This window comes from Corynebacterium sp. AOP36-E1-14 (assembly GCF_052377495.1).
Classification (GTDB): domain Bacteria; phylum Actinomycetota; class Actinomycetes; order Mycobacteriales; family Mycobacteriaceae; genus Corynebacterium.
On record NZ_JBQSWV010000027.1, the window covers coordinates 1 to 25,980 of the forward strand.

The following is a 25,980-nucleotide window of genomic DNA, read 5'->3' on the forward strand; positions in this document are numbered from 1 at the left end:
GTCTGCTGCTGCCGGCGATCGTGCTGGGCATGGTGTCCTTCGCCTACGTCCTGCGGTTGACCCGCTCCGAGGTGGCGCAGAACCTGCGCGCCGACTTCGTGCGCACCGCCTCGGCCCGCGGGCTCTCCCGCGGCGTCGTCGTGCGTGACCACGTCCTGCGCAACTCGCTGGTCCCCGTCGTGACCTTCCTCGGAGCCGACCTCGCCGTCCTGATGGGCGGGGCGATCGTCACCGAGGGCATCTTCAACATCCACGGTGTCGGCGGACTGATCTTCCAGTCCGTCAGCATCGGTGAGGCCCCCACCGTGGTCAGTGTCGTGACGATCCTGGTGGTCATCTTCGTGGTGGCCAACCTGATCATCGACCTGCTCTACGCCCTGCTCGACCCGAGGATCCGATATGCCTGACATCCACAACCGCAATGAACGCTGGGTCGCCGAGGTCGCCACGGAGGACGTCCTGACCCGGGACCAGCTCCTCCCGGAGGACGCCCCGGCGGGCTTCTGGGGCACGGCCTGGCGCAACCTGAGGCGCCGTCCGATGTTCTGGATCTCCACGGTGATCATCCTCGCCGTCCTGCTCGTCACCGTCTTCCCCGGGCTGTTCACCTCCACCGACCCGATGACCGCCAACCTCGAGGACTCCCTCGAACCCGCGCGTGAGGGGCACCCCTTCGGCTTCACCCAGCAGGGCTACGACGTCTTCGCCCGCACCATCTACGGTGCCCAGGCGTCCGTGGTCACCGGCCTGGTGACCACCCTCATCGTCGCCCTTCTCGGCGTGGTGGTCGGCGCCCTCGCCGGCTACTTCGGCGGCTGGATCGACGCCGTGCTGTCGCGCCTGACCGACATCTTCTTCGCCGTGCCGCTGCTGCTCGCCGCCATCGTGCTGATGCAGCTCTTCGAGGTGCGCAACGTGTGGACCGTGGTGCTGGTGCTCTCCGCCTTCGGTTGGCCGCAGATGGCCCGCATGGTCCGCGGCGCGGTGCTGCAGGCCAAGAACAACGAGTACGTGCAGGCGTCCCGCGCCCTGGGCCTGACCCGCGGCGCGATCCTCGTGCGCCACATCCTGCCGAACTGCCTCGCCCCGATCATCGTGATGATGACCACCAACCTGGGCATCTACATCGTCGCCGAGGCGACGTTGTCCTACCTCGGCGTCGGCCTGCCGCCGGACACCGTGTCCTGGGGCAACGACATCTCGACCGCGCAGGACGTCCTGCGTCTGTCCCCGGAGATCCTGTTCTACCCGGCCGGTGCCCTCGCGATCACCGTCCTCGGTTTCATCCTGCTGGGCGACACCCTCAAAGACGCCCTCGACCCGAAGGAGCGCACCCGATGAGCGACCAACCCCTGCTGTCCATGCGCGGTGTCGACATCGCCTTCGGCAGCACCAAGGACCCGAAACCCACCGTCTTCGGCTTCGACCTGGACATCTTCCCCGGTGAGACCGTGGCCGTGGTCGGCGCGTCCGGCTCCGGCAAGTCCACCAGCGCCATGAGCATCATGGGCCTGATGCCCGGAGACGGGCACGTCACCGCCGGCACCATCACCTTCGAGGGCGAGGACATCACCCACGCCAGCCCGAAACGCTTCACCGAACTGCGCGGCGACCACATCGGCCTGGTCCCCCAGGACCCGATGAGCAACCTCAACCCGGTGTGGACCATCGGCCACCACGTCAAGGAGGCGCTGAAGGCCAATAACATCGCCACCGGTTCCGCCGCGCACACCCGCGCCGTGGAGCTGCTCGGCGAGGCCGGGCTGGACGACGCCGAACGGCGCATCAGCCAGTACCCGCACCAGTACTCCGGCGGCATGCGCCAGCGCGCGCTGATCGCCTGCGGTCTGGCGGCGCGTCCGTCCCTGCTGATCGCAGACGAGCCCACGTCCGCCCTGGACGTGACCGTGCAGCGCCAGATCCTCGACCACCTGCAGGGTCTGACCGAGGAGCTCGGCACCGCCGTGCTGCTGATCACCCACGACCTGGGCCTGGCCGCCGAGCGTGCCGACCGCATCGTGGTGATGAGCCAGGGCCACGTGGTGGAGTCCGGTCCGGCACTGGAGATCCTGCAGGACCCGCACCACCCCTACACCCGCAAGCTCGTCGCCGCGGCACCGTCGATCGGTGCGCGCCGCAGCGAGGTGCAGGTCGCCGAGCCGTCCGACGCCAGCGGCGGCGCAGACGGCGCCGATGCGTCCGGAACGAAGGACGAGAACCCGCTGATCACCGTCGACAAGCTCAGCAAGGTCTTCCAGGTGCCCGGCGACAAGCCGTGGCGCAAGGAGGACTTCACCGCCGCGGACGACATCAACTTCTTCCTGCGCCGCGGACGCACCCTGGCGCTGGTCGGTGAGTCCGGCTCCGGCAAGTCCACCGTGGCCCAGATGGTGCTCGGGCTGCTCAAGCCCACCTCCGGCACCGTCACCTTCGACGGCACGGACGTCACCGACCTGGACCGCAGGTCCGAACTGGAGTTCCGGCGCCGTGTCCAGCCGGTGTTCCAGAACCCCTACGGTTCGGTCGACCCGATGTACTCGGTGTTCAACACCATCGCCGAGCCGCTGAAGATCCACGGTGTGGGGTCGAAGAAGGACCGCGAGAAGCGCGTGCGCGAACTCCTCGACCTGGTGGCGATGCCGCAGTCGATGATGTCGCGGTTCCCCGGCGAACTCTCCGGCGGTCAGCGCCAGCGCGTGGCCATCGCCCGCGCCATGGCGTTGGGCCCGGAGGCCCTGATCCTCGACGAGGCGGTCAGCGCCCTGGACGTGCTGGTGCAGTCGCAGGTCCTGGACCTGCTCAACCAGCTGCAGCGCGACATGGGCCTGACCTACCTGTTCATCACCCACGACCTCGCGGTGGTCAAGCAGATCGCCGACGAGACGCTGGTGATGCAGCACGGCAGGATCGTGGAGCGCGGCGAGACCGACGACCTCTTCGACCACCCGCAGGAGGAGTACACCCGTCGGCTGCTCGACTCGATCCCCGGTGGGTCGATCCCCCTGCACCAGGGGTGATCTGAAACCCCCTGAAGCGCTCTGAAACCCCTCGCGGTTGTTGGTCCAGGGAGCCTGGACCGACAATCCCGTGGGGTTTCGTGTCGCTAGGCTGGAGGCCATGGTCTACTACCCGCAGCGTCCCGCCCCGCTGCCCGTGCGTCGGATCGAGGAGCTCGGGATCAACCCCGCCCCGAGGAACGCCTGGCCGGCGGACATCCCGGCGGTACGTGAGGTACTGGACAACGGACTGGACCTGCCGCAGCTCACCGTCCTGGTGGGCGAGAACGGTTCCGGTAAATCCACCCTGGTCGAGGCCATCGCCGAGGCGTACGGCCTCAACCCGGAGGGCGGCACGCACAACTCGATGCACCACACGCAGCGCACCGAGTCCGGGCTCGCGGAGAACATGAAGCTCATCCGTGAGGGCGGCGCACCGAAGAACGGGGTCTTCCTGCGCGCCGAGACGATGCACGGCCACCTGGCCTATCTCGACGGCATCTCCCTAGACTCGGGACGCCCGGACCAGTTCAACTTCCAGAGCCACGGGGAGTCCTTCGTAGAGTTCGTCACCGAACGCGCGGGGATGCGGGGACTCTGGGTCTTCGACGAGGCGGAATCCGCGCTCTCCTTCAACGGGTGCCTGCTGCTCCTGGCCCAGATCGCCGACCTGCTCGAACGCGGTTCCCAGGTGATCATGGCGACCCACTCGCCGCTGCTGGCGTCCGCCCCCGGGGCGATGATCCTCGAACTCGACGAGACCGGCCTGCACCGCCGCGACTACGACGATCTGGCGCTGGTGCAGAGCTGGCGCCGGTTCCTCGGCGACCCGGACAGCTACCTACGCCACCTCTCCTGATCCGCCCCCTCCCCCCGCCACCGCCGGTATCCGGTGAGGTACCGGACAACGCCGGGGGTGGCGGAGGAACGCACGCGGAGCACCCTTTCCGAAACAGAACATTTACCCCGGACTCCGATGGCATAGTGGACGCGGAAACGATGTGTCGGCAGTCACAGCACGCCCTGGGTCGGTCGGCACGTCTCACACCGAGAGCCTCTAGGAGCCCCACCCCGTGGAGAAGCACACCGTCCGCGTCCACCCTTCCGCTGAAGAGTTCCCGAAGAAGGAGCACCTGGCCTGGAAGGTCGCCGAAGTCGCGGCCGACCCGGTGGCCGTCCCGCAGGACTCCGCCGACATGGCGGTCAACCGCATCATCGACAACGCCTCCGTCGCCGTGGCCTCCGTGCTGCGTCGCCCGCCGTCGACCGCGCGCTCCCAGGCGCTGAGCCACCCCTACTCCCCCGGCTCCACCGTCTTCGGCGTGCCCGGCACCTACTCCCCGGAGTGGGCGGCCCTGGCCAACGGCACCGCGGTGCGTGAGCTGGACTTCCACGACACCTTCCTCGCCGCGGAGTACTCCCACCCGGGGGACAACATCCCGCCGATCCTGGCCACGGCCCAGCACAAGGGCCTGTCCGGTGCGGAGCTGGTGCGCGGCATCGTCACCGGCTACGAGATCCAGGTCGACCTGGTCAAGGGCATCTGCCTGCACGAGCACAAGATCGACCACGTCGCCCACCTCGGCCCGTCCGTGGCCGCGGGTATCGGCACGCTGCTGAAGCTCGACACCGAGACGATCTACCAGGCCATCGGCCAGGCGCTGCACACCACCACCGCCACCCGTCAGTCCCGCAAGGGCCTGATCAGCTCCTGGAAGGCCTTCGCCCCGGCCTTCGCCGGCAAGATGGCCATCGAGTCCGTCGACCGTGCGATGCGCGGCGAGGGTGCCCCGTCCCCCATCTGGGAGGGCGAGGACGGCTTCATCGCCTGGATGCTGGACGGCAAGGACGCCGACTACACCGTGCCGCTGCCCGGCGCCGGCGAGGAGAAGCGCGGCATCCTGGACACCTACACCAAGCAGCACTCCGCGGAGTACCAGTCCCAGGCGCCGATCGACCTGGCCCGCCGCATGGGCGCGCAGCTGCGCGAGCAGGGCGTGGACCCGTCGCAGGTCGAGTCCATCGTCCTGCACACCAGCCACCACACCCACTACGTGATCGGCACCGGTGCGAACGACCCGCAGAAGTTCGACCCGGACGCTTCCCGCGAGACCCTCGACCACTCGGTGATGTACATCTTCGCCGTGGCGCTGGAGGACGGCGACTGGCACCACGAGCACAGCTACTCCCCGGAGCGCGCGCGCCGCGCCGAGACCATCGAGCTGTGGAACAAGATCTCCACCGTGGAGGACCCGGAGTGGACGCGCCGCTACCACTCCACCGACCCGGCCGAGAAGGCCTTCGGTGCGAAGGCCGTGATCACCCTGAAGGACGGCAGCGTCCTGGAGGACGAGCTGGCCGTCGCCGACGCCCACCCGCTGGGTGCTCACCCGTTCACCCGTGAGCAGTACATCGGCAAGTTCCGCACCCTGGCCGAGGGCCTGGTCGACGAGAAGGAGCAGGACCGCTTCCTCGAGGCCGCGACGAACACCCTGGAGCTCGGCGCCGGTGACCTCAACCAGCTCACCGTCACCTTCTCCGAGGACGTGCTCGCCCGCGCGCCGAAGATCACCGAGGGGCTGTTCTAGGTGCCGGGCCTGTTCTCGAGCAACGTCACCCCCACCGAGCGTCGGGAGAAGTTCCGGGCGGGGCTGACGTCCGGCACGATCCAGCGCATCCCCGGGGCGTTCTCCCCGCTGGTGGCCCGTGCGATCCAGGAAGCCGGCCTCGACGGCGTGTACGTCTCCGGCGCGGTCGTCGCCGCTGACCTGGCGCTGCCGGACATCGGCCTGACGACGCTGACCGAGGTCGCCGGACGCTCCCGCCAGATCGCCCGCTCCACCGACCTGCCCGTCCTGGTGGACGCCGACACCGGCTTCGGCGAGCCGATGTCCGCCGCCCGCACCGTCAGCGAGCTGGAGGACGCCGGCGTCGCCGGCTGCCACCTGGAGGACCAGGTCAACCCCAAGCGCTGCGGTCACCTCGACGGCAAGGAGGTCGTGCCGACCGAACTGATGCTGCGCCGGATCACCGCCGCGGTCAACGAGCGTCGCGACGACTCCTTCGTGATCTGTGCGCGGACCGACGCCGCCGGTGTCGAGGGCATCGACTCCGCCATCGAGCGGGCGAAGGCCTACGCCGACGCCGGTGCCGACCTCATCTTCACCGAGGCGCTGCACACCCCGGCGGACTTCGAGAAGTTCCGCGCCGCGGTCGACACCCCCCTGCTGGCGAACATGACCGAGTTCGGCAAGACCGAGCTGCTCAGCGCACAGACGTTGCAGGACATCGGCTACAACGCGGTGATCTACCCGGTCACCACGCTGCGCATCGCGATGGGGCAGGTCGAGGCCGCCCTGTCCGACATCGCCGAGACCGGCACCCAGGCCGACTGGGTCGACCGGATGCAGCACCGCTCCCGCCTGTACGAACTGCTGCGCTACGAGGAGTACAACGCCTTCGACAACGACGTGTTCACCTACACCCGTCCCGACGAGGCCTGACACCACCCCACCACCGCACCACCCGAAAGGACTTTCCCGATGAGCGAGAAGAACGCAGACACCACCCAGGAGATCCGCAAGGGCCTCAACGGTGTGGTCGTCGACTACACCGCCGTGTCCAAGGTCGTCCCGGAGACCAACTCCCTGACGTACCGCGGCTACCCCGTCCAGGAGCTCGTGGAGCACTGCAGCTTCGAGGACGTCGCCTACCTGCTGTGGAACAAGGAGCTGCCGACCTGGCGCGAGTACCAGGAGTTCGGGCAGCGCGAGCGCGCCCTGCGTCCGGTCACCCGTGGCCTGCTGGACCTCATCGCCTCCCTGCCGAAGACCGCCCACCCCATGGACGTCGTCCGCACGGCGGTGAGCTGGCTGGGCACGCAGGACGTGACCAACGAGGACAACAGTTCCGACACGGTGCGCCGCACCGGGGTGAGCCTGCTGGCGAAGCTGCCGGCGATCATCGCCTACGACATGCGCCGGCGTCGCGGCCTGGAGTTCATCCCGCCGTCGCGGACCCGTGGGATCGCGTCGAACTTCCTGTACATGTGCTTCGGCGACGGGCCGGACTCCCCGGCCAACAACATGGACGACGTCAAGGCGTTCGACCAGTCGCTGATCCTGTACGCGGAGCACTCCTTCAACGCCTCCACCTTCACCGGACGGGTGATCACCTCCACCACCGCGGACGTCTACTCCGCGGTCACCGGTGCCATCGGCGCGCTCAAGGGCGCGCTGCACGGTGGGGCGAACGAGGCCGTGATGCACAACTTCCTCGAGGTCGACGACCCCGCGGAGGCCGAGGCGTGGGTGCTGGACAAGGCCGACAACAAGCAGAAGATCATGGGCTTCGGCCACCGCGTGTACAAGAAGGGTGACTCGCGTGTGCCGTCGATGGAGGCTGCGATGCGCCGCACCGCCGCGAACCACGACGGTGACAAGTGGGTCCAGATGTACGACAACATGCAGGCCGCGATGGAGAAGCGCACCGGCATCCTGCCGAACCTGGACTTCCCCGCCGGGCCGACCTACTACATGCTCGGCATCGACATCCCGTTCTTCACGCCCATCTTCGTGATGGCCCGGGTCGTCGGCTGGACCGCCCACATCGTGGAGCAGAACGAGTCCAACGCCCTGATCCGTCCGCTCAGTGCCTACGACGGCGAACAGCAGCGCTCGGTCGAGGAGAACATCCGCGCCTGACCTGCTCTCCGCCTCCCGCACGCGCCCGCGCCGACGGTCCCCACCGTCGCCGCGGGCGCGTCGCGTACTCCCCCTGCCCTCTCGACAGTGGCGTAGATCACCAGTATTCTTTAGGTCTGGTCTGACCACACAGTACCGACTTGCCCCACCAGCCCCCTTCGGAAAGGACGCCTCACATGGCCGACTCCACGACCCTCGCCGACGCCAGCCCGCACTCGTTCTCCAAGATCCTCGTCGCCAACCGCGGCGAGATCGCGGTGCGTGCCTTCCGCGCCGCATTCGAGACCGGCGCCACCACCGTGGCGGTCTACCCCCGCGAGGACCGGAACTCCTTCCACCGCTCCTTCGCCTCCGAAGCGGTGCGCATCGGCACCGACGACTCACCGGTCAAGGCCTACCTCAACATCGACGAAGTCATCCGCGCCGCCCTCGACACCGGCGCCGACGCGATCTACCCCGGCTACGGTTTCCTCTCCGAGAACGCCACCCTCGCCCGCCGCGCCGCCGAGGCCGGCCTGACCTTCATCGGCCCGGACCCCGAGACCCTCGACCTCACCGGCGACAAGTCCGCCGCCGTGGAGGCCGCCGAGAAGGCCGGCCTGCCGATCCTCGACGACTCCGCACCCAGCGCCGACATCGACGAACTCGTCTCCTTCGCCGAGGGCCGCACCTACCCGCTGTTCGTCAAGGCCGTCGCCGGCGGTGGAGGACGCGGCATGCGCTTCGTCGGCTCCCCCGACGAGCTCGCCGACCGCGCCGCCGAGGCCTCACGCGAGGCCGAGGCCGCCTTCGGCGACGCCCGGGTCTACATCGAACGCGCCGTGATCAACCCGCAGCACATCGAGGTCCAGATCCTCGGCGACGGCACCGGCAACGTGGTGCACCTCTACGAGCGTGACTGCTCGCTGCAGCGTCGCCACCAGAAGGTCGTCGAGATCGCCCCGGCCCAGCACCTGGACCCGGCGCTGCGCGAGAAGATCTGCGCCGACGCCGTACGTTTCTGCGAGTCGATCAACTACCGCGGTGCCGGCACCGTGGAGTTCCTCGTCGACGAGGCCGGCAACCACGTGTTCATCGAGATGAACCCGCGCATCCAGGTCGAGCACACCGTCACCGAGGAAGTCACCCAGATCGACCTGGTCAAGTCCCAGATCCAGATCGCCGCCGGCGCGACCCTGGAAGACCTGGGCCTGCGCCAGGAGGACATCGTCACCCGCGGGGCGGCACTGCAGTGCCGCATCACCACCGAGGACCCGTCCAACGGTTTCCGGCCCGACACCGGCACCATCACCGCCTACCGCTCCCCGGGCGGCGCCGGGGTGCGCCTCGACGGCGCGGCCTCACTGGGCGGCGAGATCTCCGCGCACTTCGACTCGATGCTGGTGAAGATGACCTGCCGCGGAGCCGACTTCGCCCAGGCCGTGGCACGCGCCCAGCGCGCCCTGGCGGAGTTCACCGTCTCCGGGGTGGCCACCAACATCGGCTTCCTGCGCGCGCTGCTGCGTGAGGACGACTTCCGCCACCACCGCATCGCCACGTCCTTCATCGCCGAGCACCCGCACCTGCTCACCGCCCCGCCGGCCGACGACGAGGCCGGACGCCTCCTGGACTACCTCGCCGACGTCACCGTGAACCAGCCCAACGGGCCGCGTCCGACCGAGGTCGTGCCCCGCCGCAAGCTGCCCGAACTCACCACCGCCACCGGCAACGGCAACGACTCTGAGATCGCCCTGCCGACCGGCTCGCGCGACCGGCTGCTCGAGCTCGGCCCCACCGGCTTCGCCCGCCAGCTGCGCGACGCCGACGCCCTGGGTGTCACCGACACCACCTTCCGCGACGCCCACCAGTCGCTGCTGGCCACCCGGGTGCGCACCAACCCGCTGGTCGACGCCGCCGAGGCCGTCGCCCAGCTGACCCCCGAACTGCTCAGTGTGGAGGCCTGGGGCGGGGCCACCTTCGACGTGGCGATGCAGTTCCTGCACGAGGACCCCTGGGAACGCCTCGACAAGCTGCGCGCCGCGATGCCCAACACCAACATCCAGATGCTGCTGCGCGGGCGCAACACCGTGGGCTACACCCCCTACCCGGACTCGGTGTGCCGCTCCTTCGTCGCCGAGGCCGCCGCTGGCGGGGTGGACATCTTCCGCATCTTCGACGCGCTCAACGACATCGACCAGATGCGCACCGCCATCGACGCGGTCCTGGACACGGACACCGCCGTCGCCGAGGTCGCCATGGCCTACTCCGGTGACCTCGCCGACCCGTCCGAGGACCTCTACACCCTGGACTACTACCTGCGCCTGGCCGAGAAGATCGTGGACTCCGGCGCACACGTGCTGGCGATCAAGGACATGGCCGGGCTGCTGCGCCCCACCGCCGCGCACACCCTGGTCACCGCGCTGCGCAAGAACTTCGACCTGCCGGTGCACCTCCACACCCACGACACCGCCGGTGGCCAGCTGGCGACCTACCTCGCCGCCGCCCACGCCGGCGTCGACGCCGTCGACGGTGCCGCCGCCTCCATGGCCGGCACCACCTCACAGCCCTCCCTGTCGGCGATCGTCGCGGCGATGGCCCACTCCCCGCGCGACACCGGCATCTCGCTGGACGCGGTGAACTCGCTGGAGCCCTACTGGGAAGCCGTGCGCGCGGTCTACGCCCCCTTCGAGTCCGGACTCGCCGGCCCGACCGGACGGGTGTACACCCACGAGATCCCCGGCGGTCAGCTGTCCAACCTGCGCACCCAGGCAACCGCGCTGGGCCTGGGCGATCGCTTCGAACTCATCGAGGACGCCTACGCCGAGGTCAACGACCTGCTCGGCCGGCCCACCAAGGTCACCCCCTCGTCCAAGGTCGTCGGCGACCTGGCCCTGCACCTCGTCGGTGCCGGGGTGTCGGTGGCCGACTTCGCCGCCGACCCGCAGCGCTACGACATCCCCGCCTCCGTGATCGCCTTCCTGCGCGGCGAGCTGGGCACCCCGCCCGGCGGGTGGCCCGAACCGCTGCGTACCCGCGCGCTGGAGGGACGCGGCGACACCGCCTCACGCACCGTCGAGGTGCCCGACGACGAGGCCGCACTGCTCGACGCCGGGACGTCCGACCAGCGCCGTGGCGCGCTGAGCCGCCTGCTGTTCACCAAGGAGGCCAAGGGCTTCGCCGAGCACAAGCGCACCTTCGGTGACGTGTCGATCCTCACCGACCGCCAGTTCCTCTACGGCCTCGTCGAGGGCGAGGAGACCGTGGTGCGCATCAACAACAATCCGCCGATGGTGGTGCGCCTCGACGCCGTCGGCGAGCCCGACGACAAGGGCATGCGCCAGGTGGTGTGCACCGTCAACGGGCAGATCCGTCCGATGCGGGTGCGTGACCGCTCGGTGGAGTCGGTCACCGCCGCCGCGGAGAAGGCCGACCCGAGCGTCGACGGCCACGTCGCCGCACCCTTCGCCGGTGTGGTCACCGTCAACGCCTCCGTCGGCGACTCGGTGGAGGCCGGCGACGCGGTCGCGGTGATCGAGGCGATGAAGATGGAGGCCACGATCACCGCCCCGGTGGCCGGCAAGGTCACCCGCGTGGTGATGAGCCAGCCGACGAAGGTCGAGGGCGGCGACCTCCTCGTCACCGTGGAGTAGGACCCCTGGTCCCGTCCACGACGCGCTTCATCACCATGGTGGAGTTCAACCGCTCGACACCCGGGAGGGTGCCGAGCACCGCGTCGTAGAGCTCCTGGTAGCCGGCGAGGTCCCGGGTGAGCGTACGCAGGATGAAGTCGGTCTCCCCGAACAACCGTTCCACGGAGACGATGGCCGGTTCGCGCGCGACGGCCTCCTCGAAGGCGGCGACCGTGGCCTGGTCCGTCCGCCCCATCGTCACCATGACCAGCGCCTCGAAGGTCAGTCCGAGGGCTTCCGGGTCGACCGCGGCGTGGTAGCCGCGGATCACCCCGCTGCCCTCCAGGTCGCGCAGGCGACGGTGGCAGGTCGACACACTCAACCGCGCCTGCTCGGCGAGGTCGGTGACGCTCATCCTCCCGTCCTGCTGAAGCAATGAGATAATTTTTCGGTCTACGGCATCCATGCCGAAGATTATCCCACAGCAGCGCGGTTGAACGCCGAAACTTCGAAACACATTTCAGCCGACCTGCAATAAGCTTTCACCACATGGAAGCCTCACTAGTCCTGCAGTTCGCCGCCACCGCCGCCCTCCTGACGATGATGCCCGGTGCGGACTGGGCCTACGTCATCAGCGCCGGCCCCCGCGGTAAGTCGGTGGCCCCGCCCGTACTCGGGCTCGCCAGCGGCTACGTCCTGCTCGTCGCCGTCGTCGCCGTGGGCGTCGGCGCGCTGGTGTCCTCGCATCCGGACGTCCTCAGCGTGCTCACCCTCGTCGGCGCCTGCTACATCACCTACCTGGGTGTGAGCACGCTGCTGAGCCTGCGCGCCGGCGGCAGCGCAGTGACGGACGCCCCGGGCGGGGCGTCCCCCGCGTCCTCCGCCGGTACCACCGACCTGAGCCTGTACCTGCGCGGCATGGGAGTCAGCGGCATCAACCCGAAGGCGATGATGCTGCTGCTCGCCCTCCTGCCCCAGTACCTCACGCCGGACGGATGGAATTCCGCGGCACAGACCGGGCTGCTCGGGAGCATCTTCATCGCCGAGGTGCTGGTGGTCTACTTCATCGTGGCGGTCTTCGCACGCAGCGTGCTCACCGGGCGGCCCCGCCTGAACACCGTGGTGACGGCGTTCTCCGGGATCCTGCTCACCGGCTTCGGGGCGTGGCTGCTGCTCGACGTTCTCGCGCTCTAGAGGATCTCGTCCGGCCGGTACGCCGCGGCGGTCGGGTGGGCCGACACCAGCGCGTTGACCCGGGCAAGAACGCGGGCGACCTGGTCCTCGGCCGCGCCGATGAAGGCGTGCCGGTCGGCGAGCGCAGCGTCCAACGCGTCCTCGTCCAACGGCAGACGCGCATCGGCGGCGAGACGCTGGACCAGATCCTGGTCTCCACCGTTCTCGCGCATGTTCAGCGCCACGGCCACCGCGTTCTCCTTGATGACCTCGTGGGCGGTCTCGCGACCCACGCCGGCACGGACGGCGGCCATGAGGATGCGGGTCGTGGCCAGGAACGGCAGGTAACGCTCCAGCTCACGGTCGATCATCGCGGGGAAGGCGCCGAACTCGTCGAGGACGGTGAGGAAGGTCTCGCACATGCCGTCGAAGGCGAAGAAGGCGTCCGGCAGAGCCACGCGGCGCACCACCGAGCAGAACACGTCGCCCTCGTTCCACTGCGAGCCGGCGAGGTCGGAGGCCATCGTCATGTAGCCGCGCAGGATAATCTGCAGGCCGCCGACTCGCTCACACGAGCGCGCGTTCATCTTGTGCGGCATCGCCGAGGATCCGACCTGCCCCTCCTTGAAGCCCTCCGTGACGGTCTCGTTGCCGGCCATCAGACGGATCGTCATCGACAGCGACGACATCGAGGCACCCAGCTCCACCAGGGCGGAGAGGGCGTCGAAGTCGAGGGAGCGGGGGTAGACCTGGCCGACGGAGTCGAAGATGCGGGCGAAGCCGAGCTCGTCGGCGATGGTGCGTTCCAGGGCCGCCAGCTTGGCGGCGTCCCCGCCGAGCAGGTCGAGCATGTCCTGGCTGGTGCCCATCGGGCCCTTCACGCCGCGCAGCGGGTAACGGTCCAGCAGGTTCTCGATGCGCTCGATGCCGACCATGAGCTCGTCGGCGGCGGAGGCGAAGCGCTTGCCCAGCGTGGTGGCCTGCGCCGCGACGTTGTGCGAGCGTCCGGCCATGACCAGGGACTTGTAGGCGCCTGCGTGACGTCCGATCTGCGCGAGCACGGCGATGGCCTTGTCGCGGGCGATGGTCAGCGACCGGTGGATCTGCAGCTGTTCGACGTTCTCGGTGAGGTCCCGGCTGGTCATGCCCTTGTGGATGTCCTCGTGCCCGGCCAGGGCGTTGAACTCCTCGATGCGTGCCTTCACGTCGTGGCGGGTGACCTTCTCCCGCTCGGCGATGGACGCCAGGTCGATGGTGCCGATGACCCGCTCGTAGTCGGCGATCGCCGCACCGTCGATGTCGACACCGAGGTTCTTCTGCGCCTTCATCACCGCGATCCACAGGCGGCGTTCCATGAGGATCTTGTCCTCCGGGCTCCAGATGCCGGTGAGTTCAGCGGAGGCGTAGCGGTTCGCCAGGACATTCGAGATCTTCTTTTTGTCAGCCACGGCAACCAGTATCCCACACCCGCGGTGCGGAAGAGACGCCGCAACCACACCCTCGCGGAGCAACTGGGGCCGATTCTGTCATGTCCGTTGTTCCCGGCCGACAGAATCGGCTTGCGTTCTTACGGGAACACCGCCGTTGGCTAGTCAAGTGACGCTATCCTTAACCCGTGAAAACGATCCGCGCGTGCAGCGCAGCCCTGATCCCGGCCCTTATCGCCGGCCTGGCCCTGACCTCCTGTTCCTCTGACGCCGCCGACAGCGCCAGCACCAGCACAGATACCCGAGCAGCCTCCTCGGAAGCCTTCCCCCTCACCGTGGACCACTTCCGCGGCACGACGGAGATCGAACAGGCCCCGCAGCGCATCATCGCCCTGGACAACGCCTTCCTGGACTACGCGGTGGACCTCGGTGGAACGGTCGTCGGCGTCTCCGACATCGGCGCCGACCTGGTTCCGTCCTACCTCGACGACGAGCAGGCGGCACGCGCGGCGGACGTGGAGTCGGTCGGTGACATCTCCGAACCGCAGCTGGAGAAGATCGCCGCGTTGGACCCGGACCTCATCCTGTCGTCCGACGTCCGGCACGCCGAGTACTACGACCAGCTGGAGGAGATCGCCCCCACCGTCTTCAGCGAGGACACCGGCGACACCTGGCAGGAGAACTACCTGCTCACCGGCGAGGCCCTCGGAAAGGCCGAGGAGGCACGTGACCGGCTCGACGCGATCGGCGAGCGCGCAGGACGCATCGGCGAGCGCGTCCGCGACGCCGCCAGCGACGGCGACGGCGACGGCGTGCCGGACGTCAGCGTGGTGCGGATCAAGGACGAGAACACGATCAGGCTGTACGGCGAGGACACGTTCTCCGGCTCGGTCCTGGCGATGGTCGACCTGCCCCGTCCTGCCAACCAGGAGTCCGGCTACCCCGGTCAGGACTACGGGATGTACGTGGTCTCGCGGGAGAACCTGGACCAGGCCGAGGCCGACCTCCTTCTTGTCGCGGTACCCGAGGAGGGCACCGCGAAGGCCGCCGAATGGGCGGCGATCTCGGATGCCGTCCTCGACACCGCCACCTGGAAGGCCTTCGCCGGACGCAAGGTCGACGTCGACGAGGGGACCTGGATGACCTCGGTCAGTCCGATCGGCGCCGACCACATCCTCACCGACGTCGCCGACATCTTCGACGTCGACGGCGAGTAATCCAGCTCAATCGGACCCGTCAACGCCCCGCCTGGCATACCGGGCACCAGTAGATCTTGCGCGCGGCCATCTCCCCCAGCTCCACCGGCGTGCCGCACACCAGGCACGGCAGGCCGGCGCGACGGTAGACGTACACCTCGCCGCCGTGGTCGTCCTTGCGCGGCTCGCGCCCCATCGCCTCCGGGGTGTGCTCGTCACGCACCGTGTCGATCCGGCCGTGTTCGAGGCCGTAGTCCATGAGCACGACCATGTCGTCCCAGATGTCCGAGAGCTCGCCCCCGGTCAGCGACGACCCCGGCAGCGTGGGGTCGATGCCGGCGCGGAACAACGCCTCGGTGCGGTAGATGCTGCCCACCCCGGCGTACATCGACTGGTCCATCAGCAGCGCGCCGATCGGTTTCGAGGAGCGCCGCGTGCGCGCGAACGCGCGCTGGCGCTTCTCCTCGTTCAGGACGGCGTCCGGCGTCGTCCCGTCGACGGGACGCAACGGGTCGACGCCGAGCTTCGCCAGCGCGGCGTCCTCCTCCGCCGGTCCGACGACGACGCACCGCTGCGGGCCACGCAGGTCGGCGGCGACGTCCCCGTCGTCGATACGCAGGCGCACCTGGCCGCGGGGTGCGGCGAAGGGTTCCAGGGTGAAGGTCCCGATCAGGCCGAGGTGGATGTGGATGATCCGGGCGTCCGGCGCGGAGGGGTCGCCGAAGTGCAGGAAGAGGTGCTTCCCCCATGCCTCGGCGCCGGCGAAGAGACGGCCGTCGAGCGCGGCGGCCTCGGTGGCGAACCGTCCCTGCGGGGAGGAGACGTTGACGGGCCGTCCGGCGAAGCGGGTGGTGAGTTCGTCGGCGAGCCGGTGGATCACATGACCTTCAGGCATCGGTCACCGCGCGTCCGGGTCGGTGCCGCGGATCCGGTCGACCTGGCGGTCGGCGAGGTCCATGAGGATCTGGGGTTCGTCGATGCCGCTGGCGTCGACGCGAAAGGCCACCCCGTCGACGGTGCCGACGACCACCGAGAGCGGGTTGTCGCCCTGCTCCGAGTCCGCGTCGTTGACCACGGTGATGACGTGGACGTTCTCGGCGCCGAGGATCTCGGCGTCGGTGGCGTCCGCCCGGAAGTTCACCGTCGGGCGCTCCGGTTCCAGCTCCGAACGCTGTGTGAAGGACTCGCACTCCGACAGGTCGTCCGGCAACGCCATCCCGGTGTTCTCCGGGTCGGTGGAGACCATCGCGTTGACCACACCGGGGTCCGAGTCCGCCTGCGGGAGGAACCCGGCCGCGGCCGTGGTGTCGGGGTTGTCGTAGAGCTGAGCGAGCATCGAGACCACGGACGGGGCGATGGACGCGCACTGCTCGGGGTCGGTGACCACGGCGTTGGCGGCGTCCAGCAGTTCGGACATGTCGTCGTCGTTGCCGTCCTCGAAGACCTCGGCCGCGTCGCTCCACTCCCAGCCGGCGGGGGTGTCGGAGTCGGTGAGCATCATGTCCGCCGGGTCGCCCGACGTGGCGTCACCGGAGTCGGACTCACTGTCGGACGAGCACGCGGACGCACCGAACAGCAGACCTGCCGTGGTGACGGCCGCGCAGGTGCGGCGGAGAGTTCTGTTGATCATCCGTCCAGACTATCCGCTCGTCCCTCACAGATCAGTGCCCGGTTACTGCCCCGGCTACCGCCCCGGCACCGCGATGCGCCCCTCGACCGCGGCGAGGCCGATGTCGGTGCGGAAGTGCCCGCCGGGCAGCGAGACCTTGTCCAGTTCGGCGTAGGCGGCGGCGCGGGCGTCTTCCAGCGTCGCACCGGTGCCGATGACGTTCAGGACGCGGCCACCGGCGGAGACCAACGTCCCGTCCTGCCCTGCGGCGACACCGGCGGCGCGGATGCCGCGCGCCTCGTCGCCCGCGGCGGCACCGGAGATCTCCACCCCGGTGACCGGGGTGCCCGGGTAGTTCTCCGCGGCGAGCACGACGGTGACCGCGTAGCCGTCCTTCCACTGCAGGGCGGGCAGCTCGGCGAGGGTGCCGGTGGCGACCGCATTGAGCACGCCGCCGAGTGGGGTGGTCAGCAGGTCGAGGACGGCCTGGGTCTCCGGGTCGCCGAAGCGGCAGTTGAACTCGACCACGGCGGGGCCGTCGGCCCCCCAGGCCAGGCCGGCGTAGAGCAGGCCGGAGAACGGGCAGCCCTCCTTCACCATCTGCGCGGCGACGGGGGCGACGACCTCGTCGACGATGGTCTGCACACCGTCCTGCGGCAGCCACGGCAGCGGTGTGTAGGCGCCCATGCCGCCGGTGTTCGGACCTTCGTCGTCGTCGCCGACGCGCTTGTGGTCCTGCGCGGGCAGCAGCGGGACCACGGTCTCCCCGTCCACCAGACAGAACAGCGACACCTCCGGCCCGTCGAGGAAACTCTCCAGCAGCACCGGGTTGCCGGCGGCGTGGACGTGGCGCACGTGCTCGAGCGCCTCCTCCCGATCGGGGGTGACCACGACACCCTTGCCGCCGGCCAGCCCGTCGTCCTTCACGACCCACGTCGGGCCGAAACGGTCGACGGCCGCGGCGATCTCGTCGGACGAGGCGCCCGGCAGGACGGACTCCGCGTGGGCGGTCTTCACGCCGGCGGACGCCATGATCTCCTTGGCGAACGCCTTCGAGCCCTCGATACGGGCGGCGGCGGCCGAGGGGCCGAAGACCGGGAAACCGGCCTCACGCAGGGCGTCTCCGACGCCGGCGACCAGGGGGATCTCCGGGCCGACGACGACCAGGTCCGCGGCGAGCTCCCGGGCGAGGGAGACGACGGCCTCCCCGTCGTCGGCCTTGAGGCCGGGGTGCAGCGTGGCGACCCCGGCGAGGCCGGGGTTACCGGGTGCGACGTGCACCTCGCTGACCTCGGGGTCGGTGGACAGTGAATAGGCCAGGGCGTGTTCGCGGGCTCCGTTGCCGATGACGAGTGTGCGCATGGCTGACCAGTTTAGCCGCTACGATCGACGCCATGGCTTCCGTATTCAGCAGCATCATCTCCGGCGACCTCCCCGGCCGGTTCGTCTACCGTGACGAGACCGTGGCGGCGTTCCTCACCATCGAGCCCGTGGCCTACGGCCACACCCTGGTCGTGCCGGTGGAGGAGGTCGACCGGTGGACCGACCTGGAGCCCGGGCTGTGGGCCCACCTCAACGAGGTCGCCCAGCACGTGGGTGCGGCGATCGTGGACACCTTCGACGCGCCGCGCGCCGGCTACCTCATCGCCGGCTTCGAGGTGCCCCACGCCCACATCCACGTGTTCCCGGCCTCCGACATGTCCGGCTACGACCTGTCCAACGCCCTGGGCATGGGCGACACCGACGCCGACAAGATGGACGAGGCGGCGGAGAAGATCCGTGCGGGACTGCGGGCACGCGGCGTCACCACCGGTTCGGACGTCAGCGCGGGCTGATGGAGGACGAGATCGAGGCCATCGCCAAGGCGATCGCCGAGGCCGAGGACGAGGCCCAGCAGGCGCAGCAGAGCCAGTTCCTCGAGGCGCCGGGAAAGACGTTGCTCAACCAGCTCTCCCAGTTCACCGACGGGGTGCGCAACACCCTGGAGTTCCCCTCCCGGCTGCTGCCACGCACCCCGCAGCTGCCCGGCGGGTCGACCACCCTGCCGATCGGCGCGCGCCAGTACACGGTGGGTTTCGTCGACGACCTCTGGCACGCCCGCCCCACCGAGGAGCACCCGTACCCGGTGGTGCTGCTGCACGGCACGATCTCGTCGAAGAACGCGTGGCAGAACCTCGTGGTCTCGCTGCGTGACAAGGGGTGGGTGGTGTTCGCGCCGGACTACGGCGTGCACGGCACGCAGGACGTGATCACCTCGGCGAAGGACATCGCCGCCTACATCGACCAGGTCTTCGCCGCCACCGGGGCGGAGAAGATCGACATCGTCGGTCACTCCCAGGGCGGGCTGCTCGCCCGCTACTGGATCAACGAGATGGGTGGCGCCGACCGGGTCCACCACCTGGTCACGCTCTCCTCCCCGCACCACGGCACCACGGTCCGCGGACTGATGGCCTCGGTGATCACCGCCAGCGAGACGACCGTGCGTGTGGCAGAGGCGGTGATCAGCAAGATGATGGGGCCGGCGGGGCTGCAGCAGGTGGTGGGTTCCCCGCTGATCGACACGATGACGACCGCGCCGGAGACCCGCCCGGGGATCCGGTACTCGTGCCTGGCCACCCGCAACGACACCACCGTGGTCCCCTACGAGACCGCGTTCCTGGAGCCGGACTCGGGTGACGGCCCCGGCGGTCCGGCACGGGTGTGGAATGCGTTCCTGCAGGACCAGGGGGTCAGCCGGGTGCGCCACGACGAGATGCCCGCGCACCCGGAGGTCCAGGAGCTGGTGGTGAAGATCCTGGAGGAGGGGCTGCGCGACTGAGGTCGCGCGGGGGGCACAGGGGAACGCACTCGCCGTGGACCGGCGGTGCCCGCCCCCTTGCTTACTCGGTAACTTACCCGGTAACCTCAATGGAACTTACCGAGTAAGCACCCCGATTCCAGCAAGGGAACACGCATCATGTCCATCAAGTTCGCCCTGCTCAGCCTGCTGGCCGAGCAACCCCGCAGCGTCGGGCGGCTGAAGTCCGACTTCGAGGACCGAACGCGCGCCACCTGGCCAGTCAATGTCGGACAGGTCTACCAGACGATCCAACGCCTCACCCGCGACGGCCTCGTCGAACCCACCGGGTCCGACACCGGCGAGTCCGGACGGCACACCGAGGTCTACGCGGTCACCGACACCGGCCGCGCCGAGCTGACCACCTGGTGGCACTCCCCCATCCTGCCGCCACCCAACGACCGCGACGACCTGGTGATCAAGACCGCGATGGCGGCGTCCGCCACCGGCCGCCTGCCGGACGGCATGGACTTCGCCTCCGTCCTGCACAACCAACGTCTCGCCGTCCTCGACGAACTCCGCACGCTCACGAGGAGCAAGGCGGAGGTCCCACCGTCCACCGCGGCCGACCGGCTGCAGCTGGAGCGCCGGATCTTCGACATGGAGTCCCAGATCCGCTGGCTCGACCAGGTCGAGTCACTGCCGCCCGCCACCACTACCGAGGAGAACTGACGCCATGACACGCCCCAACGACACCTCACCCCTGTCCCCCCGGCGCCTCTCCGGCAACCGGTCGCAGGACGCGACGACCAACGCCGCCGCCCTGTACCTCGACCAGGTCAGCAGGTTCCACCAGGACGGCCCCACCACCGTCACCGCACTCGACAAGGTCAGCCTGACCATCGAACCCGGCGAACTCGTCGCCGTGATGGGCCCGTCCGGTTCCGGCAAGTCCACGCTGCTCAACGTGGCCGGCACGCTGGACACCGTCAGCGACGGACGCGTCCTCGTCGCCGGGGTGGACGTCTCCCACCTCTCGCCGCAGGCCCGCGCCGAGGTCCGCCGCACCCACGTGGGCTACGTCTTCCAGGACTACAACCTGATCCCCACCCTCACCGTGGCGGAGAACGTCTCCCTTCCCCTGGAACTCAACGGGACGAAGCGGAAGGACGCCCGCGCCGCCGCCGTCGCGGCGTTGGAGGAGATCAACCTCGCCCAGACCGCCGACCGGTTCCCGTCCGAGATCTCCGGTGGCCAGCAGCAGCGCGTGGCCGTGGCCCGCGCGCTGATCGGCGACCGTCACCTCTTCCTCGCCGACGAGCCCACCGGTGCGTTGGACTCGGTCACCGCGGAGTCGGTGATGTCGCTGCTGCGCGACCGGGTGAATGACGGCGCCGCCGGCCTGCTCGTCACCCACGAGCCCCGCTTCGCCGCCTGGGCGGACCGTACCGTGCACCTGCGCGACGGCCGGATCGTGGAGTGATTGCCATGAACAACTCCACCACCAGATCCTCCCCCACCGCCCGGGCCGGCGTGGCCTTCCGCCTCGCCCGGCGCGACCTCGCCTCCCACAAGGTGCGCACCGTCGTCGCCGTCCTGCTGTTCGCCCTTCCGGTGTCCCTGATCGTCGGGTTCGCCTCGATGGCGCTCGGCTACGACCGTGATTACCAGAACTCCCCGATCAGCAGCGCCAGTTCACTGCAGTTCGAGAGGGAGGAGGCGCAGGACACGACCATGGAGACCGTGGACGCCCAGGGCGGGGAGCTCCGCGGCGCCATCGGCGACCTCACGGACTCACTGTCCGCCGGAATCTTCCAGGACTCCGAGTTCAGCAAGGGGGACAGGACGGTCGACCTCACGGCCGTCACCGTGCTCCCCTCTGCGGACGGCACCGGCCCCGAGGTCGATTCCGGCACCGTACACCTCAACAATCAGGCCGCCTTCCTGCTGGACGCCGAGGACGGTGACACCGTCACCGTGGACGGCGCCGAGCTGACGGTCGTCCTCGGTGCCGACCACCAGGGGTCCGTCGTCAACGCCGACGACGTCCCGGTCAACCGGTCCGCGATGAACGTGACCTGGTACATGCCGCACGACTCTGAGCGCGCCGACGAGATCGAGGACGCGGTCATGTCCTCCGCCGCGGAGCTCCCCTCCCTGCCGAGCGTCGACAACCAGGCGAGCCACGGATCGAGTTACCTCGACGGCGCCACGGCAGCGACGTTCCTCGGATTCCTCGCTCTCGGGATCCTGCTGGTCTCTGCGGTGGTCACCCCCGTGTTCGCCGTCTCCGCGCGACGTCAACGCCGCGCGATGGGCCTGTTGAGCGCCACCGGTGCCTCTCCCCGCGACCTACGGCTGACGATGCTGGCCCAGGGCATCATCGTCGGGCTGATCGGCACGGTCCTGGGCCTCGCCATGTCCGTGGGAGTCGGCGCCGCACTGATATCCCTCTACGGCACGGGAGGGTTCTACTGGTCCTGGGTCGCTGCCGCGCTCACCGCGGTCGTCGCCCTGGTCTGCGGGGTGACGTCGGCACTGGTTCCCGCCATCCGCGCGGGGAAGGAGGACCCCGTGCAGGCCCTGGCCGACGGTGGGAGCCAGCGCATGTCAGGCTTCCGGCTGCGGATGCTCATCGGCCCGCTGTTCCTGATCCCTGGAGTGTTCCTGATCGCAGCCTCCGACAACCTCGTCCCGCTCGGTATCGCAGTCGCGGGCATCGGTGTCGTGCTCAGCAGTGGTTTGAGCGTGTGGTTGCTGTCCCGGCTCGGGAACATCCTGCCCACCGCAGGTCGGCTGGCGGTGCGCGACAGTCTGCGCAACAACCACCGGACGGTGCCGGCCATCGCCGCCATCGCGGGCACGACGTTCCTCGCCGCCACCGCGCTCACGTTGTCCTACAACACGCAGGTCCAGACGCACTACCGCGACAACGTGGCGGTGATGTCGACGTACCAGGGCGGAAACGAGTCGCTCTACACCACCGAGATCGACCAGGCCGGGGAACGCCTGGGCGCGCTGTCCCACCACCCGCTCGCGGACATCGGGTCCCGTACCGTCGACGGCCGCACCTTCAGCGTGAGTCTGAGCTTCGACGACAGGAGAAAATCGGGCGGCTTCTACCCGCTCTACGACTGGGCGGACATCCGGGCCACCGACGGGAACCTGTACTCCACCTTCTCCGGCGTCGAGGACCATGACGTCAGCGCCGCGGTCGACGCCCTCGCCGAGGGTAAGGCCGTGGTCTCGAACCCGGAGCTTCTCGAGGGAGATGAGCTCCCCCTCGACCTGCGCGAGTACGACCCGTACTACGGCTACACACCCGGCTACTCCGACGAGGACCCTGGACCCCCGGATGACACGCTGCGGATTCCGGCTGTCGTCATCCCCGGTCTCACGGGTGGCACCGGAGCCGACCAGGTGGCGCTGAGCCCGGACACCGCCGAGTCATTGAGCCTCGAACAGCGGTACCAGGGCGAGGTCTTCCTCCTCGATTCCCGGCCGTCCCTCCTCGCGGCCGCCGGCACGACCATGGGAGTCTGGCCGACGAACTCCCCCAACGTCACCGTTGACACGCCTGCAGTAGACGGAGAACAGGCGATGTGGGTCACCATTCCCGTCGCCTTGAGCTGGTTGCTCACCCTGGGCACGGTGCTGCTGGTGGTGATGCTGGCGGCGACGGAGTCACGGCGTGACATGTCGACCATCACGGCGATCGGCGCCGGCCCGGGACTGCTGCGCAGGTTCTCCGCCACACAGGCCCTGTTCATCGCCCTGCCCGGCACCGTGTTCGGAGTCGTCGTCGGTGTCCTCCCCCGGGTCAGTCAGTCGGTGCGCGAGGTGCTGGGCCACTCCGAGTTCTACACCGGTTTCCTGACCTCCTCCCAGTGGCTGGCCCTTGGCCTGACTGCGGTGGTCGGACCGCTGCTGGCCTGGATCACCGGCTCGATCATCGGCGCGGTCACATCCCGGGACCGCTCCCCGGTCCGGCGGCGGTAGCTGACGGGGGCGCACGCCCCGTCCGCCATGTCGTCCGTCCCGGTGGCAGAGTAGGGGGATGCCCGCACCACGTCCCCCGCTGCTGTGCCGCCTGCTCGACCGCCTGCCGCAGGCGGTCGACCCCTGGAAGGACACTCCGGACGCTCCGGCCGGCGCGGACGTCACTGCCGGCACCGCCGGCACCGGCGGCACCGGCAGTACCGCCCTGCGTCCTGTCGTCCTCGTGCACGGCACCGCCGGCAGCCGGGGGAACTTCGAGCGCATCGTCCCGGCCCTCCGGGAGTCGGGACGCCCGGTGCTGTCGGTGTCCTACGGTCACCGCGGGACCGGCGGTCTACACGACTCCCTCGAGGAGGTCACCGCACAGGTGTCCCATATCGTCGAGACCCACGGTCCCGTCGACCTCGTCGGGCACTCCCAGGGCGGGCTGCTGGCGCTGGCCTCCTCCGGCAGGCTCGACGCCGACGCGGTGCGTCACGTCGTGGGGTTGGCGGCGGACTTCCGCGGGGTGGCGCGCCCGTGGTTCCGCCCGCCCGAGCACCGCGTCCTGCACCGCCTGGACCGGGCGTTCTCCCCGGCGTTGGCCGACCAGCTCGCCGGCTCCCCGGTGCTGCGCGAGGTGCTGGCGCACACCGTGGGCTCCACGGTGCCGGTCACCCAGGTCATCACCCGTGGCGACCGGATCGTCCCGCGCGACCGGGCCCTCGCGCTGGGCTCACACGACCCGCTGACCGGGTTGGACGCCCACCGCGGCCCGCTGCGGTTCGTCACCGTGCAGGACCGGTTCCCGGACGCCCGGGTCAGTCACGCGGTGATCCCCCACCACCGCATCGTCGGCACGCTCGTCGTCGAGGCACTGGACGCTCCACCCGGGGCTCCCGGCGCTTAGGCCGACCGGTGTCAGCCGCCCCAGGTGTCGCGGCCCGAAGCCCCGCCCGGCTCCTGGTCCGGTTCTTCCTCCGAGATGTCTTCGGCGTCCTCAAGGTCCTCAAGGTCGTCGTCGTCCTCACCGTCGTCGCCGTCGTCGCGCCACACCGGCAGCAGGATACGGAACGTCGTCCCCTCGCCCAGCTCGCTCTCCACGGTGATCGTGCCGTTGTGCCGCTCGATCAAACGCTTCACGATCGACAGGCCCAGGCCCGATCCGCCGGACTGGCGGGAACGCGACACGTCGGCACGGTAGAAACGCTCGAACAGGTGCGGGACGTCCTCGGCGGCGATGCCCTCACCGTCGTCGATGACCTCCACGGACAGGTGGTCGTCGTCCGGACGGCTCAGCCGCATCACGACCGAGGCGTCGTCCCCGGCGTGGCGCATCGCGTTGGTCACCAGGTTGCCCACGACCTGGTGCAGCCGGGCGCTGTCGCCCAGCGTCACCGGCACCGAGCGTGCCTCGTTGCGCACGCTCACGGTGCGTCCCGGGAATCCCACGCGCGCGTTCTCCGCGGCCAACAGGCAGATCTCCAGCATGTCCACCGGGTCCTCACGCATGGGACGTCCCTCGTCCATACGCACCAGCGTCAGCAGGTCCTCGACCAGCAGGCTCATCCGACCGGCCTCCGCGGAGATACGGTCGATGACCATGTCCGGGTCGTTCGTCGCACCCGAGCGGTAGAGGTCGGCGTAGCCGCGCACGCTGGTCAGCGGGGTACGCAGCTCGTGGGAGGCGTCCCCGATGAACCGGCGCATCGACGACTCGGCCTCACGGGCCTGGCGTTCGGAGTCGTTCACCGCGATGAACGCCCCCTGGATCTGCGCGAGCATCCGGTTGAGCGCCACCGACAGCCGGCCGACCTCGGTCTTCGGCGACCAGTTGGGCACACGCTGGTCGAGGTGGCCGCGCGCGATGCGTCCGGCGGTCTGCTCCACCTGGTAGAGCGGCTGCAGGGCGCGTCTGACCAGGAAGAGGCTGGCGGCGGTCACGGATGCCAGGATCAGCAGGCTGATGACGATCAGCATCGTCGTCATCCCGTCCATGATCTTCGACTCGCCGTCCATCGGCAGGGCGAAGACGGTCACCCCGCCGTCCTCGTTCGTCACCGCCGCGGCGCGCCACGGCGCCTGGGAGGCGGAGTTGTCCGCCGCCGGCACCGTCACCGGACGCGTCGACTCGGTGATCGACGAGACGTCCGGCAGTGAGTCGTTGACGCTGTTCGGGCCGGTGGTCTGACAGGCGTCACCCGGCAGCCCCCAGTACATCTTCGACGGGGGGCGCTGCATCACCAGCTGGTCGTGGGACTGGTAGGTCTCCTGGCACGGCGACTCGGTGATGCTCGCCGCCCACGCGGCGCTGTCCTGCAGCTGTTCGTCGACGCGCTCGGTGAGGAAGCGCTGCATCATCCCGGTCACCACCGTGCCGGACACCGCCAGCCCCAGGGCGGTGAGCACCGTGATCACCAGGACCAGGGAGAACCTCAGGGGGTAGTGGGACAGAAAGACACCGGGGTAGGTGCGTCCCGCACGCCGGGCACGCCCGGCGATCCTGTCCGTCAC

At 69.5% G+C, this 25,980-nt stretch carries 22 protein-coding genes; 16 read left to right on the forward strand and 6 right to left on the reverse strand.

All coding sequences use genetic code 11. The annotated features are described in order from the left end of the window. The 8 genes from ACT3TD_RS11730 to ACT3TD_RS11765 all read left to right on the forward strand — a co-directional run. A partial coding sequence (locus ACT3TD_RS11730; protein WP_444637995.1) for an ABC transporter permease occupies window positions 1-407 on the forward strand: 407 nt, incomplete at its 5' end. Further along, entirely contained in the window at window positions 400-1,341 is a 942-nt protein-coding gene (locus ACT3TD_RS11735) for an ABC transporter permease (RefSeq protein WP_301442975.1), read from the forward strand. The genes ACT3TD_RS11730 and ACT3TD_RS11735, both read left to right, overlap by 8 nt. Further along, window positions 1,338-3,017, forward strand: coding sequence for a dipeptide ABC transporter ATP-binding protein (locus tag ACT3TD_RS11740; protein WP_441578911.1), 1,680 nt, complete (start codon window positions 1,338-1,340; stop codon window positions 3,015-3,017). The genes ACT3TD_RS11735 and ACT3TD_RS11740 overlap by 4 nt, the downstream gene beginning before the upstream one ends. 100 nt (window positions 3,018-3,117) lie before the next feature. Then, entirely contained in the window at window positions 3,118-3,855 is a 738-nt protein-coding gene (locus ACT3TD_RS11745; RefSeq protein ID WP_301442973.1) for an AAA family ATPase, read from the forward strand. 214 nt (window positions 3,856-4,069) lie between these two features. Further along, a complete protein-coding gene (gene prpD / locus ACT3TD_RS11750; RefSeq protein WP_301442972.1) occupies window positions 4,070-5,584 on the forward strand; it encodes a 2-methylcitrate dehydratase PrpD in 1,515 nt (504 codons plus the stop codon). Beyond that, window positions 5,585-6,499 (forward strand): methylisocitrate lyase, encoded by a 915-nt coding sequence (prpB, locus tag ACT3TD_RS11755; RefSeq protein WP_301442971.1) that lies wholly within the window; start codon window positions 5,585-5,587, stop codon window positions 6,497-6,499. A gap of 39 nt (window positions 6,500-6,538) precedes the next feature. Then, window positions 6,539-7,699, forward strand: a complete 1,161-nt coding sequence (locus ACT3TD_RS11760; RefSeq protein ID WP_301442970.1) for a bifunctional 2-methylcitrate synthase/citrate synthase — start codon at window positions 6,539-6,541, stop codon at window positions 7,697-7,699. Window positions 7,700-7,875: 176 nt separating this feature from the next. Further along, the gene (locus ACT3TD_RS11765) at window positions 7,876-11,328 is read left to right on the forward strand and encodes a pyruvate carboxylase (RefSeq protein ID WP_301442141.1); all 3,453 of its coding nucleotides are present in this window, start codon (window positions 7,876-7,878) and stop codon (window positions 11,326-11,328) included. On the opposite strand, the gene ACT3TD_RS11770 is transcribed toward ACT3TD_RS11765, so the two are convergent. Further along, window positions 11,315-11,773 carry an Lrp/AsnC family transcriptional regulator gene (locus ACT3TD_RS11770; RefSeq protein WP_301442140.1) on the reverse strand — a complete coding sequence of 153 codons (459 nt, stop codon included), beginning with the start codon at window positions 11,771-11,773 and terminating at the stop codon, window positions 11,315-11,317. The two genes, ACT3TD_RS11765 and ACT3TD_RS11770, sit on opposite strands and share 14 nt — an antisense overlap. An 83-nt stretch (window positions 11,774-11,856) precedes the next feature. On the opposite strand from ACT3TD_RS11770, the gene ACT3TD_RS11775 reads away from it, so the two are divergent. Next, window positions 11,857-12,501 (forward strand): LysE family translocator, encoded by a 645-nt coding sequence (locus ACT3TD_RS11775; protein WP_301442139.1) that lies wholly within the window; start codon window positions 11,857-11,859, stop codon window positions 12,499-12,501. Here ACT3TD_RS11775 and purB read toward each other — a convergent pair. After that, window positions 12,498-13,928, reverse strand: a complete 1,431-nt coding sequence (gene purB, locus ACT3TD_RS11780; RefSeq protein ID WP_301442138.1) for an adenylosuccinate lyase — start codon at window positions 13,926-13,928, stop codon at window positions 12,498-12,500. The genes ACT3TD_RS11775 and purB overlap by 4 nt on opposite strands. A gap of 167 nt (window positions 13,929-14,095) precedes the next feature. Here purB and ACT3TD_RS11785 point away from each other — a divergent pair, with 167 nt between their 5' ends. Beyond that, window positions 14,096-15,124 (forward strand): ABC transporter substrate-binding protein, encoded by a 1,029-nt coding sequence (locus ACT3TD_RS11785; protein WP_301442137.1) that lies wholly within the window; start codon window positions 14,096-14,098, stop codon window positions 15,122-15,124. A gap of 19 nt (window positions 15,125-15,143) precedes the next feature. Here the strand turns inward: ACT3TD_RS11785 and ACT3TD_RS11790 are convergent, their stop codons facing one another. Genes ACT3TD_RS11790 through purD form a run of 3 tightly spaced genes read right to left on the reverse strand, consistent with a single transcriptional unit; the run spans window position 15,144 to window position 18,074 of the window. Next, window positions 15,144-15,998 carry an Fpg/Nei family DNA glycosylase gene (locus ACT3TD_RS11790; RefSeq protein WP_301442136.1) on the reverse strand — a complete coding sequence of 285 codons (855 nt, stop codon included), beginning with the start codon at window positions 15,996-15,998 and terminating at the stop codon, window positions 15,144-15,146. A 3-nt stretch (window positions 15,999-16,001) separates the two neighbouring features. Further along, complete coding sequence (locus tag ACT3TD_RS11795; protein WP_301442135.1) at window positions 16,002-16,733, reverse strand: hypothetical protein; 732 nt, start codon at window positions 16,731-16,733, stop codon at window positions 16,002-16,004. A 54-nt stretch (window positions 16,734-16,787) separates the two neighbouring features. Further along, complete coding sequence (purD, locus tag ACT3TD_RS11800; protein WP_301442134.1) at window positions 16,788-18,074, reverse strand: phosphoribosylamine--glycine ligase; 1,287 nt, start codon at window positions 18,072-18,074, stop codon at window positions 16,788-16,790. A gap of 32 nt (window positions 18,075-18,106) precedes the next feature. On the opposite strand from purD, the gene ACT3TD_RS11805 reads away from it, so the two are divergent. The 6 genes from ACT3TD_RS11805 (at window position 18,107) to ACT3TD_RS11830 (ending at window position 24,376) form a co-directional block, all read left to right on the forward strand. Beyond that, window positions 18,107-18,547, forward strand: coding sequence for an HIT family protein (locus ACT3TD_RS11805; RefSeq protein WP_301442133.1), 441 nt, complete (start codon window positions 18,107-18,109; stop codon window positions 18,545-18,547). Next, complete coding sequence (locus ACT3TD_RS11810) at window positions 18,547-19,530, forward strand: esterase/lipase family protein (protein WP_301442132.1); 984 nt, start codon at window positions 18,547-18,549, stop codon at window positions 19,528-19,530. The genes ACT3TD_RS11805 and ACT3TD_RS11810 overlap by 1 nt, the downstream gene beginning before the upstream one ends. 138 nt (window positions 19,531-19,668) lie before the next feature. Continuing rightward, window positions 19,669-20,220, forward strand: coding sequence for a helix-turn-helix transcriptional regulator (locus ACT3TD_RS11815; RefSeq protein WP_301442131.1), 552 nt, complete (start codon window positions 19,669-19,671; stop codon window positions 20,218-20,220). Window positions 20,221-20,224: 4 nt separating this feature from the next. Next, window positions 20,225-20,971: an ABC transporter ATP-binding protein gene (locus tag ACT3TD_RS11820; protein ID WP_301442130.1), complete on the forward strand. Its 747-nt coding sequence runs from the start codon at window positions 20,225-20,227 to the stop codon at window positions 20,969-20,971. A 5-nt stretch (window positions 20,972-20,976) separates the two neighbouring features. Then, window positions 20,977-23,487, forward strand: a complete 2,511-nt coding sequence (locus ACT3TD_RS11825; protein ID WP_301442129.1) for an ABC transporter permease — start codon at window positions 20,977-20,979, stop codon at window positions 23,485-23,487. 58 nt (window positions 23,488-23,545) lie between these two features. Continuing rightward, window positions 23,546-24,376 carry an esterase/lipase family protein gene (locus tag ACT3TD_RS11830; protein WP_301442128.1) on the forward strand — a complete coding sequence of 277 codons (831 nt, stop codon included), beginning with the start codon at window positions 23,546-23,548 and terminating at the stop codon, window positions 24,374-24,376. 11 nt (window positions 24,377-24,387) lie between these two features. Here the strand turns inward: ACT3TD_RS11830 and ACT3TD_RS11835 are convergent, their stop codons facing one another. Continuing rightward, on the reverse strand, window positions 24,388-25,980 hold the full coding sequence (locus ACT3TD_RS11835) for a sensor histidine kinase (protein WP_441578906.1): 1,593 nt from the start codon (window positions 25,978-25,980) through the stop codon (window positions 24,388-24,390).